Origin of the sequence: Collinsella aerofaciens (genome assembly GCF_040920445.1) — a bacterium.
Lineage (GTDB): Bacteria > Actinomycetota > Coriobacteriia > Coriobacteriales > Coriobacteriaceae > Collinsella > Collinsella aerofaciens_BH.
The window spans coordinates 5,064-22,572 of record NZ_JBCOTQ010000007.1 but is presented as its reverse complement, the minus strand read 5'-3'; the positions used below and the strand labels follow the sequence as shown (position 1 = coordinate 22,572).

At 63.6% G+C, this 17,509-nt stretch carries 13 protein-coding genes; 6 read left to right on the top strand and 7 right to left on the bottom strand.

The window, feature by feature from the left end:
• Positions 1–7: 7 nt before the first annotated feature.
• From AB5405_RS01910 to AB5405_RS01885, 6 genes are all read right to left on the bottom strand, one after another.
• A complete protein-coding gene (locus tag AB5405_RS01910; protein ID WP_368137405.1) occupies positions 8–2,878 on the bottom strand; it encodes an FtsW/RodA/SpoVE family cell cycle protein in 2,871 nt (956 codons plus the stop codon).
• A 16-nt stretch (positions 2,879–2,894) separates the two neighbouring features.
• Positions 2,895–4,808 (bottom strand): Stp1/IreP family PP2C-type Ser/Thr phosphatase, encoded by a 1,914-nt coding sequence (locus AB5405_RS01905; protein ID WP_368137403.1) that lies wholly within the window; start codon positions 4,806–4,808, stop codon positions 2,895–2,897.
• The gene (locus AB5405_RS01900) at positions 4,805–5,221 is read right to left on the bottom strand and encodes an FHA domain-containing protein (protein WP_368137402.1); all 417 of its coding nucleotides are present in this window, start codon (positions 5,219–5,221) and stop codon (positions 4,805–4,807) included. The genes AB5405_RS01905 and AB5405_RS01900 overlap by 4 nt, the downstream gene beginning before the upstream one ends.
• Positions 5,222–5,227: 6 nt before the next feature.
• Positions 5,228–6,241, bottom strand: coding sequence for an FhaA domain-containing protein (locus AB5405_RS01895; RefSeq protein ID WP_035136732.1), 1,014 nt, complete (start codon positions 6,239–6,241; stop codon positions 5,228–5,230).
• Positions 6,238–8,091 carry a serine/threonine-protein kinase gene (locus tag AB5405_RS01890; protein WP_368137400.1) on the bottom strand — a complete coding sequence of 618 codons (1,854 nt, stop codon included), beginning with the start codon at positions 8,089–8,091 and terminating at the stop codon, positions 6,238–6,240. Before AB5405_RS01890 ends, AB5405_RS01895 begins: the two co-directional genes overlap by 4 nt.
• Before the next feature lie 148 nt (positions 8,092–8,239).
• Complete coding sequence (locus AB5405_RS01885; protein ID WP_368137399.1) at positions 8,240–8,956, bottom strand: hypothetical protein; 717 nt, start codon at positions 8,954–8,956, stop codon at positions 8,240–8,242.
• A 115-nt stretch (positions 8,957–9,071) separates the two neighbouring features.
• Between AB5405_RS01885 and dnaX the strand changes: the two genes are divergently transcribed.
• A complete protein-coding gene (dnaX, locus tag AB5405_RS01880) occupies positions 9,072–11,570 on the top strand; it encodes a DNA polymerase III subunit gamma/tau (RefSeq protein ID WP_368137398.1) in 2,499 nt (832 codons plus the stop codon).
• A gap of 21 nt (positions 11,571–11,591) precedes the next feature.
• Here the strand turns inward: dnaX and AB5405_RS01875 are convergent, their stop codons facing one another.
• Entirely contained in the window at positions 11,592–12,065 is a 474-nt protein-coding gene (locus tag AB5405_RS01875) for a hypothetical protein (protein WP_006235175.1), read from the bottom strand.
• Between the two features lie 339 nt (positions 12,066–12,404).
• Between AB5405_RS01875 and AB5405_RS01870 the strand changes: the two genes are divergently transcribed.
• The 5 genes from AB5405_RS01870 to AB5405_RS01850 all read left to right on the top strand — a co-directional run bounded on the left by AB5405_RS01870 (position 12,405) and on the right by AB5405_RS01850 (position 17,270).
• Complete coding sequence (locus AB5405_RS01870; RefSeq protein ID WP_006235174.1) at positions 12,405–12,725, top strand: YbaB/EbfC family nucleoid-associated protein; 321 nt, start codon at positions 12,405–12,407, stop codon at positions 12,723–12,725.
• 13 nt (positions 12,726–12,738) lie between these two features.
• Positions 12,739–13,335, top strand: coding sequence for a recombination mediator RecR (recR, locus tag AB5405_RS01865; RefSeq protein WP_006235173.1), 597 nt, complete (start codon positions 12,739–12,741; stop codon positions 13,333–13,335).
• Between the two features lie 246 nt (positions 13,336–13,581).
• On the top strand, positions 13,582–14,487 hold the full coding sequence (locus AB5405_RS01860; protein WP_368137397.1) for a hypothetical protein: 906 nt from the start codon (positions 13,582–13,584) through the stop codon (positions 14,485–14,487).
• Positions 14,484–16,328 carry a serine/threonine protein kinase gene (locus AB5405_RS01855; RefSeq protein ID WP_368137396.1) on the top strand — a complete coding sequence of 615 codons (1,845 nt, stop codon included), beginning with the start codon at positions 14,484–14,486 and terminating at the stop codon, positions 16,326–16,328. Before AB5405_RS01860 ends, AB5405_RS01855 begins: the two co-directional genes overlap by 4 nt.
• 3 nt (positions 16,329–16,331) lie before the next feature.
• Positions 16,332–17,270: an FHA domain-containing protein gene (locus tag AB5405_RS01850; protein ID WP_118270928.1), complete on the top strand. Its 939-nt coding sequence runs from the start codon at positions 16,332–16,334 to the stop codon at positions 17,268–17,270.
• Positions 17,271–17,509: the final 239 nt, after the last annotated feature.

Genomic DNA, 17,509 nt, shown 5'->3' with positions numbered 1-17,509 from the left:
ATGGGTATCACGCTCCCTGTGCGGCAAGCGCCGCGGTCAGGACGATACCGGCGATCTTGGCGGCCTTGACGTCATGCTTGTCGAAATCCTCCAAGGCCACCGAGATGGCGACCGTGGGTGAATCGTAAGGTGCAAAGCCAACGAACATCGAGTTGACGTTGGTGCCGCCGGTCTCGGCCGAGCCGGTCTTGCCGGCGACCTTGACGCCGGGGATCTGGGCATCGGTGCCGGTGCCGGACTGGACGACGGCAAGCATGGCCTGCTTGACCTGGTCGGCCGTGGCGGAGCTGACGGCCTGACCCAGCGAGCGGGACTGCGTGGTCTTGACCACGGTTCCGTCCGGGGCGAGTACCTGGGCTACAAAGTACGGGTCCATGACCACGCCGCTGTTAGCGATGGCGGCGGCAATCACGGCGTTTTGCATGACGGTGGTCTGCGGGCCGGGCGTGTGGTCCATGCCGACAGGCTGGCCGGCGCCGGCCCAGGCGGTCTCCCACTCGGTCATGAGCGACGGGTCGGCCATGATGGAGGCCGCGGAGGTCAGGTCCTGGCCGAGCTTTTGGCCGTAGCCAAAGGCGTTGGCAAACTGTACGAGCGTGTTTGCGCCAACTTCGTTTGCCACCTGGCCAAAGACGACGTTGGAGGACACGGCAAAGGCCTGCTGCAGGCTGATGGTGCCGTAGCTCTCGTTGGCATAGTTGGTGACCGGTGCGTTGCCGATATCCATGGAGTCGGGCGCCTGGTAGGTGCTGGTCAGGCTGGCGGTACCGGTTTCGAGTGCCGCGGAAAGCGTAACGACCTTAAACGTTGAGCCCGGCGTGTACAGCGCGTCCATGGCGCGATTGTACATGGAGCCGTCCTCGCCGCCGCCCGTCTGCAGCAGGGCATCGATGTTGGTGTTGTCGTAGGTGGGCGAGCTGGCACATGCGAGCACCGCGCCGGTACGCGGGTCGATGACCACTACAGCGCCCTTAAAGCCCTTGAGCGCCTGCTCAGCAGCCGTCTGGATACGCGAGTCGATGGTGAGCTTGGCGGTGTTGCCCGGCTGGGTCTGGCCCGCGAGCGACGCGATGGCGTTGTTCCAGCTGGAGTAATCCTTAGAGCCGGTGAGCGTGTCGTTCATGACGCTCTCGATGGCGGTGGTGCCATACTGCTGGCTCACGTAGCCAACCACGTGCGCTGCTAGGTTACCGTTGGGGTAGGAGCGTACGTAGGTGCCGTCCTCCTGCTGCAGCGACTCGGCCAGCGTCACGCCGTCGGACGTGATGATGGAACCGCGCTGGATGTACTTGGAGCGGGCGATGGTGTGGTTGTTGGTCGGCATGTCCTGATAGTCCTTGGCCTTGATGACCTGGACATAGGTGAGGTTCCCGATAAGGATGGCGAACAGCGCCGTAAAGGCGAGCACCGCGCGGGTTAGACGGTTGGCGAGCGCAACGCGGCCGAGCACACCGGATTCAGGCGTGTCGAGCAGGCGACGTCGCATGCGCGAGCCGACGGAATGGCTGCCGCTGCCGTAGGAAGACGAGGTGGCAAAGCGCGTGCCCGTCGGGGCGGCGGCAGATGCGACCTGATCATCGGTGATGGCGGCCATGGTGCCGGTGCCGGTAAGCTCGGCCTCGCGTCCGGTAGCCTCGTCACCGGCGCGCAGCAGGAGCGCGACGATGATAAAGCTCGCCAGCAGCGAGGAGCCGCCCTGGCTCATAAAGGGCAGAGTGACGCCGGTCAGCGGGATCAGGCGGGTGACGCCGCCCACGATCAAAAAGGCCTGGAAGCTGATGGCTGCCGTAAGACCGGTGGCGCTAAAGGCGGCGAGGTCGGATTTAGCGCGGGCAGCTGTGGTGAGGCCACGCACGGCAAAGAGCATAAACAGGATGAGCACGGCGCCGCCGCCCAAAAGACCCATCTCCTCGCCGATGGCCGAGAAGATAAAGTCGGACTCGACGACGGGGATGTTGTTGGCCATCCCGTTGCCGATGCCAACGCCGACCAGACCGCCATCGGCAAGCGAGAAGAGCGACTGGACAATCTGGTAGCCCTGGCCCTGGGCGTCCTTAAACGGATCGACCCAAACCTGGAAACGCACCTGAACGTGCGACAGGAACTTGTAGGCGCCCACGGCTCCAACGGCTAAGAGCGCAAGGCCGATAACGACATACGAAAAGCGCCCCGTGGCAACGTAGAGCATCAGCAAGAAGATGGTGTAGAACAGCACGGCCGAACCCAGGTCGCGTTCGAAGACGACGACGAGCAGGCACACGCCCCACACGGCAAACAGCGGCAGCAGCAGTCGCAGACGAGGGATCTTAAAGCCCAGGATCTTGCGGTTGGAGATGGAGAGCAGCTCGCGGTTCTCGGCTAGGTAGCCGGCCAGGAACAGGACGATAAAGACCTTGGCGAACTCGCCAGGCTGGATGGTAAAGCCCGCGATGCGAATCCACAGCTTGGAGCCCGAGATCGTGGTGCCGATAAAGATGGGCAGCATCAGCAGGATGATGCCGATAATGCCAAAGGTGTACTTGTAGCGCATGACCACGTCGAGGTTTTTGACCAGTGCAAGCGTTCCCACCATGAGCGCCACCGAGACAAACAGGATGATGAGCTGTGAGATGGCGAGAGCGGGGGCGAGACGCGTCACGAACGTGATGCCGATGCCCGAAAGTATAAATACGATGGGCAGGATGGCGGGGTCGGCACCGGGCGCCAAGATGCGCACGGCAATGTGGGCCGCGGCAAAGGCGGCAAAGAGGCCGATCGGTACGGCGAGCGTCTCAAAGGAGATGGCAGCGCCCGCGGTGAGGACGTACATCGCATACAGCAGGATGACGGGGAACGCCGAGGCGATGAGCAAGAGCAGCTCGGTGTTGCGGCGACTCATAAGCGGCACTCCCTTTCTAATTCTTATCGGAGGCTTCGGCCTCGGCGGACTGTTCGGCGGTTTTCTCGGAATCTGATTCGGAGGCCGATCCCTGATTGGTGTTGTCGCGAATCGTTTGCGCGTCGATCACCTGGCGGGTCTGCTCCTCGTCGATCTGGTGGCGGTACTTGGATATCGTGTCCTGCGCATCGTCGACACTTGTTTGCGGAATGCCCGCCTTGAGGCGGTTTTGCGTGTCTTCGGGCAGGTCGGACAGCTTGATGCTGGTTTCGCTTTCGAGCCAGTGGAGCTTGAGTCCGAGTGGCTTGCCGGGCAGGCCGCGCCAGACGGCGACATTGCCCTGGTAGGTACCCAGGTAGTACGAGCCGGTGACACCCGTGTAGGCCCAGATGCCAGCTGCCAGCACAAAGACGAGGGCCAGGATGGCGGCGATAGTAACGTTGCGGCGACGCACGCGTTGCGCCTCGCGCATGACGCCATCGTCAACCAGGTCAACGACTACTACGGTCACGTTGTCGTGGCCGCCGGCGGCAAGCGCCGCGTCCACTAGGTTGTCGACGCAGATTTGCGCGGTTGAGGACTGTGTGGCGATGTTCTCGATATCGCTATCGGGAATCATGCTCGAGAGGCCGTCGGAGCACAGGATCAGGCGGTCGCCTTCCTCGATATGCAGAGTGAAGTGGTCGGCATACATGGCGGGGTCCGAGCCCAGTGCGCGGGTGATGACCGAACGGTTGGGGTGGACGCGAGCCTCGTCTGCCGTGATCTCGCCGGCGTCCACGAGCTCCTCCACGTAGGAGTGGTCGCGGGTCACGCGGATGAGCGTGCCCTCGTGGAGCAGGTAGGCGCGAGAGTCGCCCACGTGGGCGATGGCGAGCGTGTCGTTTTCGATATAGGCGCAGGTGGCTGTGCAGCCCATGCCGGGCTTGCCCAGGCCATTCAGGGCCGCCTCGATTACGGCGGCGTTGGCTGCCTCGACGGCTGCGGCCAGGCGTGCGGCGTCGGCAGACTGAGGAGCTGTCTTGGCAATAGTCTCGACGGCGATGGAAGAGGCTACCTCGCCGGCGGCGTGACCGCCCATGCCGTCGCATACGCAAAAGAGCGGCGACTGCACTAGGTAGGAATCCTCATTGTGCGGGCGCACGCAGCCAACGTCGGAGCGGGCGCCCCACATGAGTTGCGTGGTGGTGCCGGCATCATAGGTCGAGTCGGTCTCGATGCGTTCCTCGGTCAGGGGCTCAAAGCTCATGGTCGACCCGGGGTCTTTGAGCTTGGCCTCAACGGCGGCAACGTCGATCTCTGCTGTGTCACCGGGAGAGACGGTGTCGGTCTCGGCGTTTGATTCAGAATCGCCGGTGTCCGGGGAGCCGGGCTCCTCGGACACGCGGGCGGTCGACTCGTCGTCTTGCGGGCTGACGTCTATAGGCTCGGGCGTCGAAAAGTGCGACGGCGCGGGCGTGCTTTGCGACTGGGCGGCGGGCTCGGCCACGGCATCGGACTCGCTTGCGGGCGCAGGGCCGTCCTCGGGGGATGGCCCTGCCTCGGGCGCCGGCGTAGACGCGGGCGCAACCTCGGATGCCGGGGCTATGGGAAACGCCGGCGCGGCGGGCTCGGGTGCCGCAAACACCGCAGCGCTCTCGTTGATTGCCGCGGCGACGGGCTCTGCAAAGTGAGCCGGCGCCGGGGTTGCTTCGGGCGCTGTGGGCTGTTCCGCAGCATGTGCGCCGATGGGCGCCGCTACGGCATCCTCTTCGTCCTCGTTATCGGCGAGATCCGAAATATCATGCGTTACATGCGAAAGAGGCAGGGAGAACACGGTGTCCTCGGGTTCCACGGGTGCGGAGCCCGCCGGAGCGGCGTGGGCCGGCGTGGCTGTGGCGGCAGCCGGTGCCTCGGTCATAATTGCGGACTTGTTCTCCTCGTCGATCATCGACGGTTCACCTTCATGACCACGTCGCCAATCTGGACTTCGTCGCCCTCACGCAGCGTCGCGGGCTCCACGAGCTGGCGGCCGTTGACGAGCGTGCCGTTAAGTGAGTTGAGGTCCTCGATGATGAGCGCCGGGCCCTGCAGCGAAAAGCGCGCATGCGAGGCCGAGACGAACGGTTCGTTGATGCAGATGTCCGAAGATGGCGAGCGACCGACGATGACGGGGCCGAGCATGTCTACGTGGATGCCGCGGATACCGCGCGGACCCTTGTCCACATCAATCGTCCAGATAGCCGAGTCGCGGCGCTGCCCGCGCACAAGTCCCACGCTGGTCTTCATGACGGCGAACAGGAAGATATAGAGCAGGGCGACCAAGACGATGCGGCCTGCAAAAAGGACGATATCGATGTTCATAAGCGACTATCCCCTAAATTCAAAGGTACTCAGGCCAAACGTCAGCAGATCGCCGTTGCGCAGCGGGCAGCGCGTAATGCGGCGGTTGTTGACGAGCGTGCCGTTGGTGGAATTGAGGTCCTCGATCGACCAATCCGAGCCCGTAAAGGTGAGCTGGGCGTGGCGGCGCGACACGTTGGGGTCGCGCAGGGCAATGTCGGAAACTGAGCGCTCGCGACCGATGGTCACCTGTGCGGAGGTGATGCTATGGCTCTCGCCGCTCACGACGTCGACGAGCTGGGCGAGCGGGCGCTGCGGGGCGCGAGTGCTCGCCATGTTGGAGGCGATGCCGGCTGCGGCGCCTAGGCCCACGGCGGCACCGGTCGCGGCGGCTCCGCCCATGCCGGCAAGCGCGTCGCGCGAGACGGTCTGAGGCACCGGGATGGGTGCGGCGGCGGGGTCGGGGACGCTAGGCGCGAAGGGGTCTGCCACGGCAAGCGGGTCGGGAGCGGCGGCGCGAGGCGTCGGCTGCTGCTGGGGCATGGCGGCGGGGCGCTGCTGCTGCGGGGCAGCAAACTGCTGCTGGCCGGCGCGCGGGGCGCTGGCGGCACGGCTTGCCGCGGAGTTGTTCTGGCCCAGGCCGTTTTGATAGGCGCGCTCTTCTTCGTACAGGCGGCCGAGCGTGGGGGCATCGACGTTCTCGGCAAAGACCGAGAACTTGCCGGCGCGCAGCTGCGGATCGATCATAAAGCGCACGAGGGGCTCGCCGACAAAGACATAGCGGCGCTTTTCGGCCTGCGCCTTCACAAACTCGCGGACCTCGCGCGAAAGCTCGGGGTAGAACGGGGCGAGCATGGGATCGTCGTCGGCGGCGATCAGGATGGTATAGAGTGCCGGCGCCGTGTTGACGCCGTTGATCACCAGAGTCTGATCCTCCATGTCGCGAGCGGCCTGCTTGGCAAGCTTCTTAAAGGAGAACGGGGCACGGGTGGCACCGAAGATGCCGGCCACGTGGTCCTCGAAGATGTTCAGGAAGTTCACGAAAGATCACTCTCCGTATAGGTTCTTTGGTATCCGAGCAAATATAGGCATATCCCAACGATTATAGAGGATAGGATTCCCGCAACCGCCGCCTTGGCGATGACCGGGCCCGCAAGGCTGGCAATTTCCATATGGTGTGCAAGACAGGACGCCGCTGCGCAGCCGATGCCGGTGACAGCGATGGCGGCGATTGCGACAAGGTTTGAGCCCTGATTGGCACGCTTGGCATGGGCATTGAGCAGCGCGGATGACGCTGCGGCAGTTACCGCGGCCAGCCCAAAGGCAGCCCAAAGGAGCGGGTCTCCCAGCGCTGCGGCAACGTTACCGAGCCCCAGCACGCCTCCGGCTGAAAGCGCGACTGTCGCCAGGCGGGCAAAAAGCGCGCCCATGCCCGTTGCCGCGGCGGCGCTTGCCGGGCCGAGCCAAAATGACGCGACGCCGGCGGCGACCCCAGCTGCCAGGAAGGTATTGCCGGTCAGACAGCCAAGCGCGAGTGCACAGGTGAGTGCGGCGCTCGCGGCAGCCTCGGTGCGACCCCAGGCGATCCACCAACCGGACATGGCGGCGGCAAAGATCACCGCGACGGGCAACATCGACAGGATGCCCTGCGCCTGCATGGTGGCGTTGGCCATGAGCACCAAAAAGCCCACAGCCGAGATGGCCGAGCCAATCTGGGGGGCCAGGCCAGCCGCCGCTCCGATCGCGATAGCCGCAATGACCAGGCCGGGAAGCGCCGCGACCCCGGCCGTTTGCATCAGCAAAAAGCTAAAGGTGCCGCACGTTAGCGCCGAGATAATGCGCATGGTGTAGTCGCGCGCATGGCTCCAGCGCGTGCCTGCCCAGCCGAGTGCGGGGTCGACCTCGATGGCGTCGTCCTCGTAGTGCGACGGCTCGATACCGTCGAGCTCCTGCTCGTCATCCGAAAGCTCGCCAACCATTTGCTCCAGGCTGCGACGGCCCTCGCGCACGCTGCCCAGACCGGCAAGGAGCTGGTCGCAAAATGCCTCGATGCTGTTGGGGCGGTCCTGCGGCATGGGGGAGAGCGCGCTCATGAGCGCGGCCTCGGCTCCCGGGGGAAAGTGTGGTATCAGCTCGCTGGGATAGGTGGCGCCGCCGATGATGCGGTCGAGCGAGTCGGCGGGCGTGGCCGCCATAAAGGGAGCGCTGCCGCACAGGCCCTCGTAGATCACACAGGCGAGGGCAAAGACATCGGCGCGCTCGTCGACCGTGCCGGTCTCGATATCGAGCTGCTCGGGCGGCATGTAGCCGATGGTGCCGCCGTGCGAGCCGCCAAAGCCACCGGCGGACGACAGCCGCGCCATGCCAAAGTCGGTGAGCTTTACATTGCCCGAGTGGTCGATGAGCACGTTGGCGGGCTTAATGTCCAGGTGGAGTACGCCATTACTATGGGCGAAGGTGAGCGCCTGGCCCAGGGCATCGGCAATGGCCGCGGCCTCGTCAAAGGTAAGTGAGTGGCCGTCCACGCGGTGCAAAAACTCGGCCAGCGACATGCCATCGACATATTCCATAACCAGGTAGGCATAGGCTGTGTCGTGCGTAAAGTCGATGACCTGCACGATATTGGGATGTTGAAGCATGGCGGCAGTGTGCGCCTCGCGCAGGACATCCATGATGTCGCTGGCGGGCATGCCGGCACCGTTGATAAGGGGGATGCGCTTAATGGCGACGCGGCGGCGCAGGTGCGTGTCGCGGCAGATCTCGATGGAGCCAAAACCGCCGGTCGCAAGTGTCTCGAGCGGCTGGTACCGCTTGAGCAGCTCGCGAGAGCTGGTGCCCTCCAAAGGAACGTCCGGCGAGAACCGGGCGGTATGTTGCGAGAAAAGCGGCATGGCCAACCCTCGTGCGTTTAAAGTTCGTTTGCGAGTGGCGGGCGCTGAGCCGAGCCGTTCGCGGTGGCATAGATGCTGCTAGTGTAGCACGCGCGGGTGGGCGACATTCAATTTAAGCTCCGTCTGGGGTCTGGACCCTGCGTCCGGCCTAGCGCTTCTTCTTGTTCTTCTTCTGCTTGCGCTGCTTGCCCTTGGTCTCCTGGGGCTTGTCGCCCTGTTTGGCTTCGGCAGCGGCCTTTTCTGCCTTCATCTTCTTGCGCTTGGTCTCGATGCGGAGTTTTTTGTTGATGCGGGCCTTGAGGAAGGGGCCGAACTGCTCGGCATCGCCACGGACGAAGGTTTCCTTAGGGATCGTCACGCCCTGGTCGGCGAACATGGCCACAAAGATGCGCTCGCCGTCGAGCACGTGGTCGAGCTTCTCAAACGGGAAAAACTGCGACTTGCCGCTCTTGCCCCAAACCATCAGGCCGTCCTCGTTGGCGGCGACGCGGCGATAGCGGCCACCCATGGACTCGTCGGCCTCGACGGCGTCGATAAAGTCGCGGGCGAGGGTGTGGTGCAGGTTTTTGCTCCACCAGGCCAAAAAGGCGCCGAACACGATCAACACGACGCCAAACTTGATCCAGTTGCCGCCGGCCACCAGCATGCCGATGCCGATGAGCGCGGCAATTGCCGCGGCGACATACAGCGAGCCGCGACGCCTGGGCGAGGCGACCAGGCGGGCGAAGTCGGTGACCAGGTCGTTTTCGTACTGGTACTCGTTGAGGTACAGGATGCCGTCATTGGCTGCGGCCTGCTCCTCGAGCGCGACCTCGACCTGGTCGGCTGCTTCGGAGGGAACGAGGTTGCTCTCTGCGTCTGCCATGCTCTTTGGACTCCTATCGCGGCGGGCTCGCCGTACGGGTTATTATGAATGCAGTATGCCGTGCGACCGCATGGCCGTCGCGGCAACAAGACTCAGTATACCCGGGGGAGCACCCATGGAATCGTTGTACCGAAAGTATCGCCCGCTCACCTTCGACTCCGTGGTGGGCCAGCAGCATATCGTCTCGACGCTCGAGCACGCCATCACCGAGGGACGCCTGTCCCACGCGTACCTGTTCTGCGGACCGCGCGGCACGGGCAAGACCACCATGGCGCGCATTCTGGCCAAGGCGCTGCTGTGCCGTAATGCCGAGGCAGCGCGCGCCGAGGGTGCAAGCGGCTGCATGCCCGACGGTACTTGCGAGGAGTGCGAGCTCATTGCCGAGGGCAACCACCCGGATGTCTACGAGCTCGATGCCGCAAGCCGCACGGGCGTGGACAATGTGCGCGAGGAGATCATCAACTCCGTCAACTTTGCCCCGGTGCGCGGCAAGTACAAGATCTATATCATCGACGAGGTCCACATGCTCACGACGGCGGCGTTCAACGCGCTGCTCAAGACGCTTGAAGAGCCGCCGGCACACGTGATCTTTGTGCTGTGCACCACCGACCCGCAAAAGATTCTGGAGACCATCCTCTCACGCTGCCAGCGTTTCGATTTCCATCGCATCGGCAACGAGGATATCGAGCATCGCCTGGCATACGTGTGCGAGCAGGAGGGCTTCGATTACGACGACGAGGCGCTGGCTATCGTGGCGCGCCATGCAAAGGGCGGCATGCGCGACGCGTTGTCCACGCTGGAGCAGCTGAGCGTCTTTGGCAACGGTTCTGTGCATGCGGACGACGCCCGCTCGCTTTTAGGCGAGGTTTCGGACCAGATTCTGGGCGAGTTTTCCCGCGCCATTGCCGATCGCGATGTTGCCGAGCTGTATGGGCTTATTCGCGCGCAGGTCGAGGAAGGTAACGATCTGCTGGAGCTGACGCGCGACCTGGTGGCGCACGTGCGCGACGTGTATGTTGCCTGCGTTACCGGTGCCCGTGCCGAGTTGTTTGAGGGCGGCTCCGAGCAGGCCGAGGCGCTTGCTGCCGAGGCCGCTGCCTTTGGCGAGCATCCTGCCGACCGCCTGGCTCGTGTGCTGACAGTGCTCGACGATGCCGCACTGGAGATGAGGGGCGCGAGCGACGTGCGCCTGGTGCTCGAGATTGCCTGCACGCGTCTGGCGCGTCCCGAGGCTGATTTAACGATTGAGGCATTGGCCGAGCGCGTGGCACGCCTGGAGGCCATGGTTGCCAACGCCGCCGTGCCGGCGAGCGTGGCTGCTGCTCAGGCCGCCGCGCCTGCAGCATCCGTACCCGCTGCTGCCCACCAGCCGACGCTCATTTCGGGCGCCCGCGCTGCCGCCCCGGCGGCATCCGCTGCCCCCGCTGCTACGTCCGCGCGCCAGGGCGGTATGCCTTGGGACCGTGGTGCTGCTGTTCCGGCTGCCCAGCCTTCGCCCCGTTCTGCGTCCGTGTCAGCTTCCAAGCCTGCAGCGCCTGCACCTCAGCCTGCGCCTGCACCTCAGCCTGCGCCGGCTCCGACGCCTCAGCCCGTTGCGGCCCCCGCGCCTGCCATAGCTCCGGCACCTAAGCCCCAGTCCAACAATGCCGCCCAGGTTGCCGTCGCCGGTGCTGCCGAGACGCCCGCGGTCGAGGATGCCGGAGAGCTGCAGCGCAAATGGGCCGAGGTTGTCGAGCGTGTCAAGGCACGTCAGGCTTCCTACGCAGGGCTTTTGCTCAACGCCCGCGCCACGGCCGACGACGGCTCCAAGCTCACGGTCTCGTTCCCCGCGGGTTCGACTTTTGCCATTAAGATGCTCGGTCGCGCCGATACGCAGTCGGTGGTCCTGCCGACGGTCTGCGCGGTCTTCGGTCGTCGTACCGTCGACTATGTCCTGGATGGGGGTGGCACGCCGGCTCCTCAACATGAGGAGCATTCTCCATCTGCACGGGCTGCGGCATCTGCGGACCCGCAACCCGTGTCCTCGGCGGCCCCTGTATCCTCGAGCGCCAGCGCGCCGCAGCAGCAAACGGCACCGGTAGCGGCATCGACCCCGTCGGCGCCTAAGCCCGCGGCGCCCAAACCGGCTGCTCCGACACCCGCGCCCAAGCCCGTCTCGCCCGCGCCCAAGTCGTCTGACCTGGGCAAAGCCCCCTGGCTACGCTCCGACAACCCCGCCGGTGCTCCTGCCACGGGTAAGCTCCCGACCGAGCCCGCACCCCGTGCGCCCGAGCGCTCGGCTGCCCCCAAGGCTCAGCCTGTCGCGCAGTCCGCGCCGTGGGAATCCGAGCAGGTACCCTACGACGACGCCATGGTCGGCGGCTTTGCTGCCGATGCTGGCGGGGACGATCTTCCTCCGTTCGACGTGCCGGGTGCGACGCCCGCGCCCAAGTCCGCTGTAGCTGCCCCCAAAGAGGAGGACGCTTCTGCAGCTCCCTGGGAGTCCAACCCCGGCGCCGGCAGCCCCTTCGGCCACCAGGGCGCAGCCCCGAGCATCCCGCAGACCGAGGACGAGGCCAAAGACCTCATCCGCAGCGTCTTCGGTCAGGCCACCATCTTCAAGCCGGTGGAGTAGCTGCGCAGGCGGGTATACTGCTCAAGAAGAGGACCCCTTGTCCGGGCGCATCTGTATTTCGGACATGTGTAGTGTGGTGCCGCGTATGTCGCATTTGAGCAGACAGGTGCGTGACGGTCGGCCTAGGATGCTGAGGTCGATACGATACGTCGCATGGCTGTCCGTGTACTCGACTTGCTCGGCGTTAATGGTTGCTCCGATTGCCAAATAAACGCCTAGCTCGGCATCGACAATCTTGAAGTCCTTTATCTTGACCTTGAACTCTTGATAGAGGGACGGGCTGTTGTAGTAGACGGTTCGGGTTCCGTCGGTGCACTCATCGGTCGTCTCCCATTTGACGACGGGCTGGTCCGAGCTGGCTATCAGCAGTTCTGCTCCAAAAGCTATGGCATGGGTGATGACAACCAGCAATGCCCAGCCGACAAAGAGATAGAGAACCACATATGCAACGGGGTGTTTTGAGCGGATGTTTTGGAGCGCGTTGGGGGCATTCATGGGGCACCTCCAAATTACTATCTATGGCAATCAAATTATACCCTGCCGCCATGTGCGCCGCCTCGAGCAGCGGTTCGGCATTTAGCTATTTAGTGGCGCACATGAAATGCCGGATTCGGCTCTACTAGATTGAGTGTGCGATATTATGCAACCTTGCATAATTCGACCTTGCATAATCTTTGAGTGCGGTTTGTATTGGAGGACATGTATATCGACTGAGGTAACACGTCCGCCCCGCTCTCTCGCCGCGCGCCGTGGTACGATTTTTGAGTTTGAAAGTCCCGCCGTGCTCCGGCTGCCCTTGCAGCTCGGCGTGCGGCCGCACGTAAAGGAGCCATCATGGCCGGTATGAACATGCAGCAGATGATGAAGCAGGCTCGCAAGATGCAGGAGCAGCTTGCCGCCGCGCAGGAGAACCTCAAGTCCCAGACCGTCGACGCCTCTGCCGGCGGCGGCATGGTCAAGGTGACCGTTAACGGCGAGATGGAGCTCGTCAACCTCACCATCGATCCCGATGCGCTCGATCCCGAGGACGTCGATATGCTGCAGGATATGATCATGGCTGCCGTCAACGAGGCCGTCCGCGGCGTCAACGAGCTCGCCAACAAGCAGATGGGCGCCATCACCGGCGGCCTCAACATCCCGGGCATGCCGTTCTAAGACACGCATATATATGAGTGCCAACCACAGTCTGCAAAAACTGCTCGATGAGCTGGGCCGTCTGCCGGGCATTGGTCCCAAGTCGGCCCAGCGCATCGCCTATTACCTGTTGGAGGCCGACGCCGAGGAGGCGCGCCGCCTGGCCGAGGCCATCCTGGAGGTCAAGCAGGAGGTCCACTTTTGCAGCCGCTGCTTTAACTACGCCACGGCCGACGAGTGCTCCATCTGCCAGGACCCGATGCGCGATACCACTCGCATTTGCGTGGTGGGCGAGCCGCGCGATGTCCAGGCAATCGAGCGCACGGGCAGCTACCACGGCCTCTACCACGTATTGGGCGGCGTGATCAGTCCCATGGACAAGATTGGCCCCGAGCAGCTGCACATTCGAGAGCTGCTGGCACGCTTGGGCCACGAGGACATCCACGAGGTCATCATCGCCACCAACCCCAATATTGAGGGCGAGACCACGGCGAGCTATCTGGCCCGTACCATCAAGCCGTTGGGCGTCGAGGTGTCGCGTCTGGCAAGCGGCCTTCCCGTGGGCGGCGACTTGGAGTATGCCGACGAGCTTACGCTTGGCCGCGCCATCGAGGCCCGTCGCGCGATTTAGGTGGCGAGCCTGCTCCTGCCGTATGTTTTCCTCACAGTCGCACGGGGTAGTCATAATTTCCCCGTGCGACTGTGAGTTTGTTGTGCAACAAAGATGCTTCGTATCCGCTTATCGCATGGATGCTTCCGCTCGCATCCTTAATTTGCTCATTCGTTGCGCAACCTTTTGGGTTCGCTGATACACTCAAATATGGATTCGAATGAATGCGCCGCTCCCGAGCGGCGTGTTTTTGTTGGAGGAGAACGCATGCGGCCCGGTGGCACTCAGACAAAGCGCGGCGCCGCGGTGCGCATACGACGCCGACTGGGCTTGGCGCCGCGGGCGTACGCACTGCTATCGTGCTCGCTGGTGCTGGTCATAGCTGGCGTTTCTGCCTATGGCATGACCGTGCCGTCCATGATGCAGGCGCATGCCGCACGCGAACCGCGCGTGGGGCATGAGGCCAAAAGCGATCTGGGCACCACGACTGGATATGCTTGGGCAAGTGTGGTCGGGCATATTGTGTTTGGCACCGACGATGCGGACGGCGCCGAGGCCCCGGACAACGAAGTCACGCTTGCCAATGGCAAAACCATCGTGCTCACCAACACCAAGATCATCGATCGATTGTCCAACAATAGCGTGGCGGCAACGGTGAATAAGGTCGAGCAGCAGAAGGAGCAGGACGCCCAGCAGTCCGGAAAGCCCGGTAGCTCGGATACTTCTGGCTCCGGCTCGAATTCGTCGAGTTCGAGCGGCGGCTCTGGGTCGGGCTCCTCTACCGGAGGGTCTGGAAACGGTGGCTCGACGGGCGGCAACACTGACAACGATGCAAACTCCGGTGGCCTTTCCGCTGCTGAGGAAGAGAGCATTCACAGTTGGCTTGTGACCAAGTACAACATGCTCGACGGCTACGTTTCTCGTGCCAATGACGTGGTCTCGACCTATAACTCTACGGGAGATCCCAGGCCGTGCGACAGCCTGGTCGGGGAGATGTTCGTCATTCGAGCCGAGTTCGGTCGTCAGACATTCTCGCCCCGGTCAAAGTGGTATCAGCAGTATGCCAATCTGTGGGGCTGTTATACCAACCTATGTCAATGGGTCGGCCATTACGGCGATGATGACGTCGCGCTCGGTAACTTCAACAATAACGTGGCGGCGCTTGCCCTATGATGACCGATCTTGCATCCACCACACCACAATCGCTCGGTCGCGATCCCATGGTCGGCCTGCGCCTGGCGCGTGTCGACGGGTTTGAGCCGGCCATTGCGCTCGGTCAGGACGAACTGCCTGCCTATCTGCGTCGTTTCACGATGCTGTTTGCCGACGATGCCACCATGCGCCGTGGCGGTATCGGCCGCGTGACGCGTGCCGTCAACGCCCAAGGCGAGGCCGTGGCACTCAAGCAGCTCATCTTGCCGACGCGCGATGAGTTTGACGACGATGCCGCTCACGAGGCGCTGGTCGCCAAGTTCAAGGCGGCGTTTCGCGAGGAATACGAATGCCATCGCGCCCTTTCGGGCCTTAAGGGCTTTCCCCGCCTCTATGGCTGGGGCGAGGTCGACGGTGTGCCTGCAATTGTCATGGAATGGGTCGAGGGCGAGACACTTGCCCGCTTGCGTTCGCGACTCGCCGTGGACGATGCCGGACGCCTGTCGCCACTTGTGGCGGCGCGTCTGGGTCGCGACCTGTTCGATCTGCTCTGCCGTATGAGCCTGGTGGGTGAGGGCTTTGTCCATCGCGATATCTCGCCCGCTAATATTATGGTGCGTACGGCGCGTCTGCCGCTTGACCGGCAGCTTGCCGAGGGCACCTTTGACCTGTGCCTGATCGACTTTGGCTCGTCGCTGGCGCTCGAGCCTGCGTCGGCCGTGGCCGGTACCGGCGGCAAGGCGTCGTTTACGGAGCGTTATGCCACGCTGCGTCGCGCGACGGTTGCCTATGCCCCGCCCGAGATGCTCACCGACGATATTCCCGACCTGCGCGCTTTGCGTATGTCGCCGGCGATCGACGTCTATGCCGCGGCAAGCACGGTTTACGAGCTCATTGCCGGCGTCGCGCCATACGAAGCCGCGCCGAGCACTTCGGGCACCTCGGGTTCGCGCAAAAAGACGCGCGACATCGCGAGCCCCTACCGTCTCAAGATGGACACACGGCCCGACTATCCCATTGGTGCCCATGCGCCCGGTTGTGATTTGGCTCAGCTGCTTCGTCGTGAGCCCGATGTGGCGCTCGCCGCGGCCGAGCAGGCCCAGCAGCTAGGGCTAGAGCCGGATTCCGAAGAGCTACGCGATGCGCTGGCGTTTGTCGATGCCCAGCTGTTCGACGTGGTGATGGCCTGTCTGTCCAGCCATCAAAAAGATCGTCCCGAGCCGGCGGCGGTCGAGGCGGCGCTCTCGGCGTTTTGTGACCACTATGCGCAAAATGTCGGTCGTTCGCTCCGCGGCGAGCCGCTCACGCCGTGCCCCATGGATGCGTCTGGCCGCGCGGTTCGTCGCGCGCTGATGGTCGGCGCGACGGTCGTCTGTGGCGTGGTTTGGGCTGTGGTCGTGGTTTCGGCCGCGCTGCTGGCGTCGGGCGCCCGCGTGACGGCGACTTTGGGATCGCTCGTGTGGTCTGGGTCGCTACCGGGTATTATTGCCGCACTGGCGTTGGCGCTGCCAGGCATAGCCGGCGTTGCCGCGGGGGCACTTGCGCGCAATCGGCGCTCGGGGTTCCTGCAGGGTGTGCTTGCGCTTTCTGCCTGCGAGGTTCCGGTGTTGGTTGTGGCTGCATGTAGCGTATTTTCCCAACGCGCCGTGATGGGCGGCCTTGTTGCCGCTCTGGTTGCAACCTATACGCTTACGTGGTTTTTGCTTGCGATGGGCTTTGCCTTTGAACTTCCCGTTTCGGCACCGCGACGCACAAAAGCCCAGATGGCGACTCCGCTTGCCGGTGGAGCCGCAGCTGCCCGTACTTTTGGCGGACCTGTCGAAGTATCGTCCGATTCTATTTCTACGACCAAGGAGGCCTAGGTCATGGCATCTCAAGTTGAGCTCACCCCATGCGGGGCCATGTTTGACATCTTTAAGCGCGCGGCGCATCTGAGCCATATCGAGCTGTGCGGCTTGGTGCTTTCGTCCCGTCCGCTCGCCGACGGCCGCAGCCCGCAGAGCCGAGCCGCCGATCGCTCTTGGGTTTCCCGCTTTATCGTTCGCGCACCGGTCGGCACGCTTCAGCAGCGCTACTTTGCCGAATACGGTACCTCGGCTGCGCGTATTATGTCGCAACTGGCCCTGCGCCAGCGCAATCCCATGGACTCCACGGCTGTGATCAATATGGTGTGCGGTCCTGCAGGTGAACCGATGGTACGCGCGCTCGAAGAGTGCCACCAGGACACGAATCTCTATCGCAACGCGCTCGATCGCCTGTCCCAGGCGGCGGAACTCATGCCCGCCGAGCGCGCCGAGGCCGTGCTGGTGCTGTTTGTCGCCGTCGGTTGTTCGGCGGATGTGCGGTCCTCGGTGAACTATGCCATCGACTACGCGCACGCGACCTGTGGAGGAGGCACATCCACGCCGCGTTCGCTTGGCATGTCGCTGACCGCGGGCGAACGTGAACCCGCCCCGGCGCACCCCTTGGGCTTGCTGCGCGTACAAAACAGTTTTGTCGTGAGCGCCCCGCGCTGGATTCAGCCGAGTGAGCAGGGTGTTGAGATTGGCGCGCTGGCCACTGGTGAGGGCGATATTACCGACGTCGGCGACGATGTCTCGGCCCGCCATGCCCATATCTGGTGCGATGCTCAAAATATCTGGCACGTCGAGGACTTGTCGTCCACCAACGGAACCGTGGTGGTAAACGGGGCCACGCGCGTCTGCATTCAAGTCGAGCCCGGCCGTTCCGCCCAACTCAATCCCGGCGATGAGCTCAAGCTCGGCGAATCCACTACCTACGCCATCCTCTTCGGTGCTCTCTAGCCGGCAGATAGGGACGTTCCTTTTCTCTGCCGGCTGGGGACACTCCTTGGCGCGCCAGAGCCGGTCGCCCGGGGATGGAGGGGCCATTTTGGCCCTTGGCGGTCAGTCGGGGCGAAACTAGAAGATCTTTCCGATTCGCGGCTGTTCATGCTTGTAGAGCATCTAAAACAATAGGATGTTATTCTGGAATATGCCGGGTGCGTGAACTTGCCTGTCTTAGCCTTAATAAGGTATAGGGG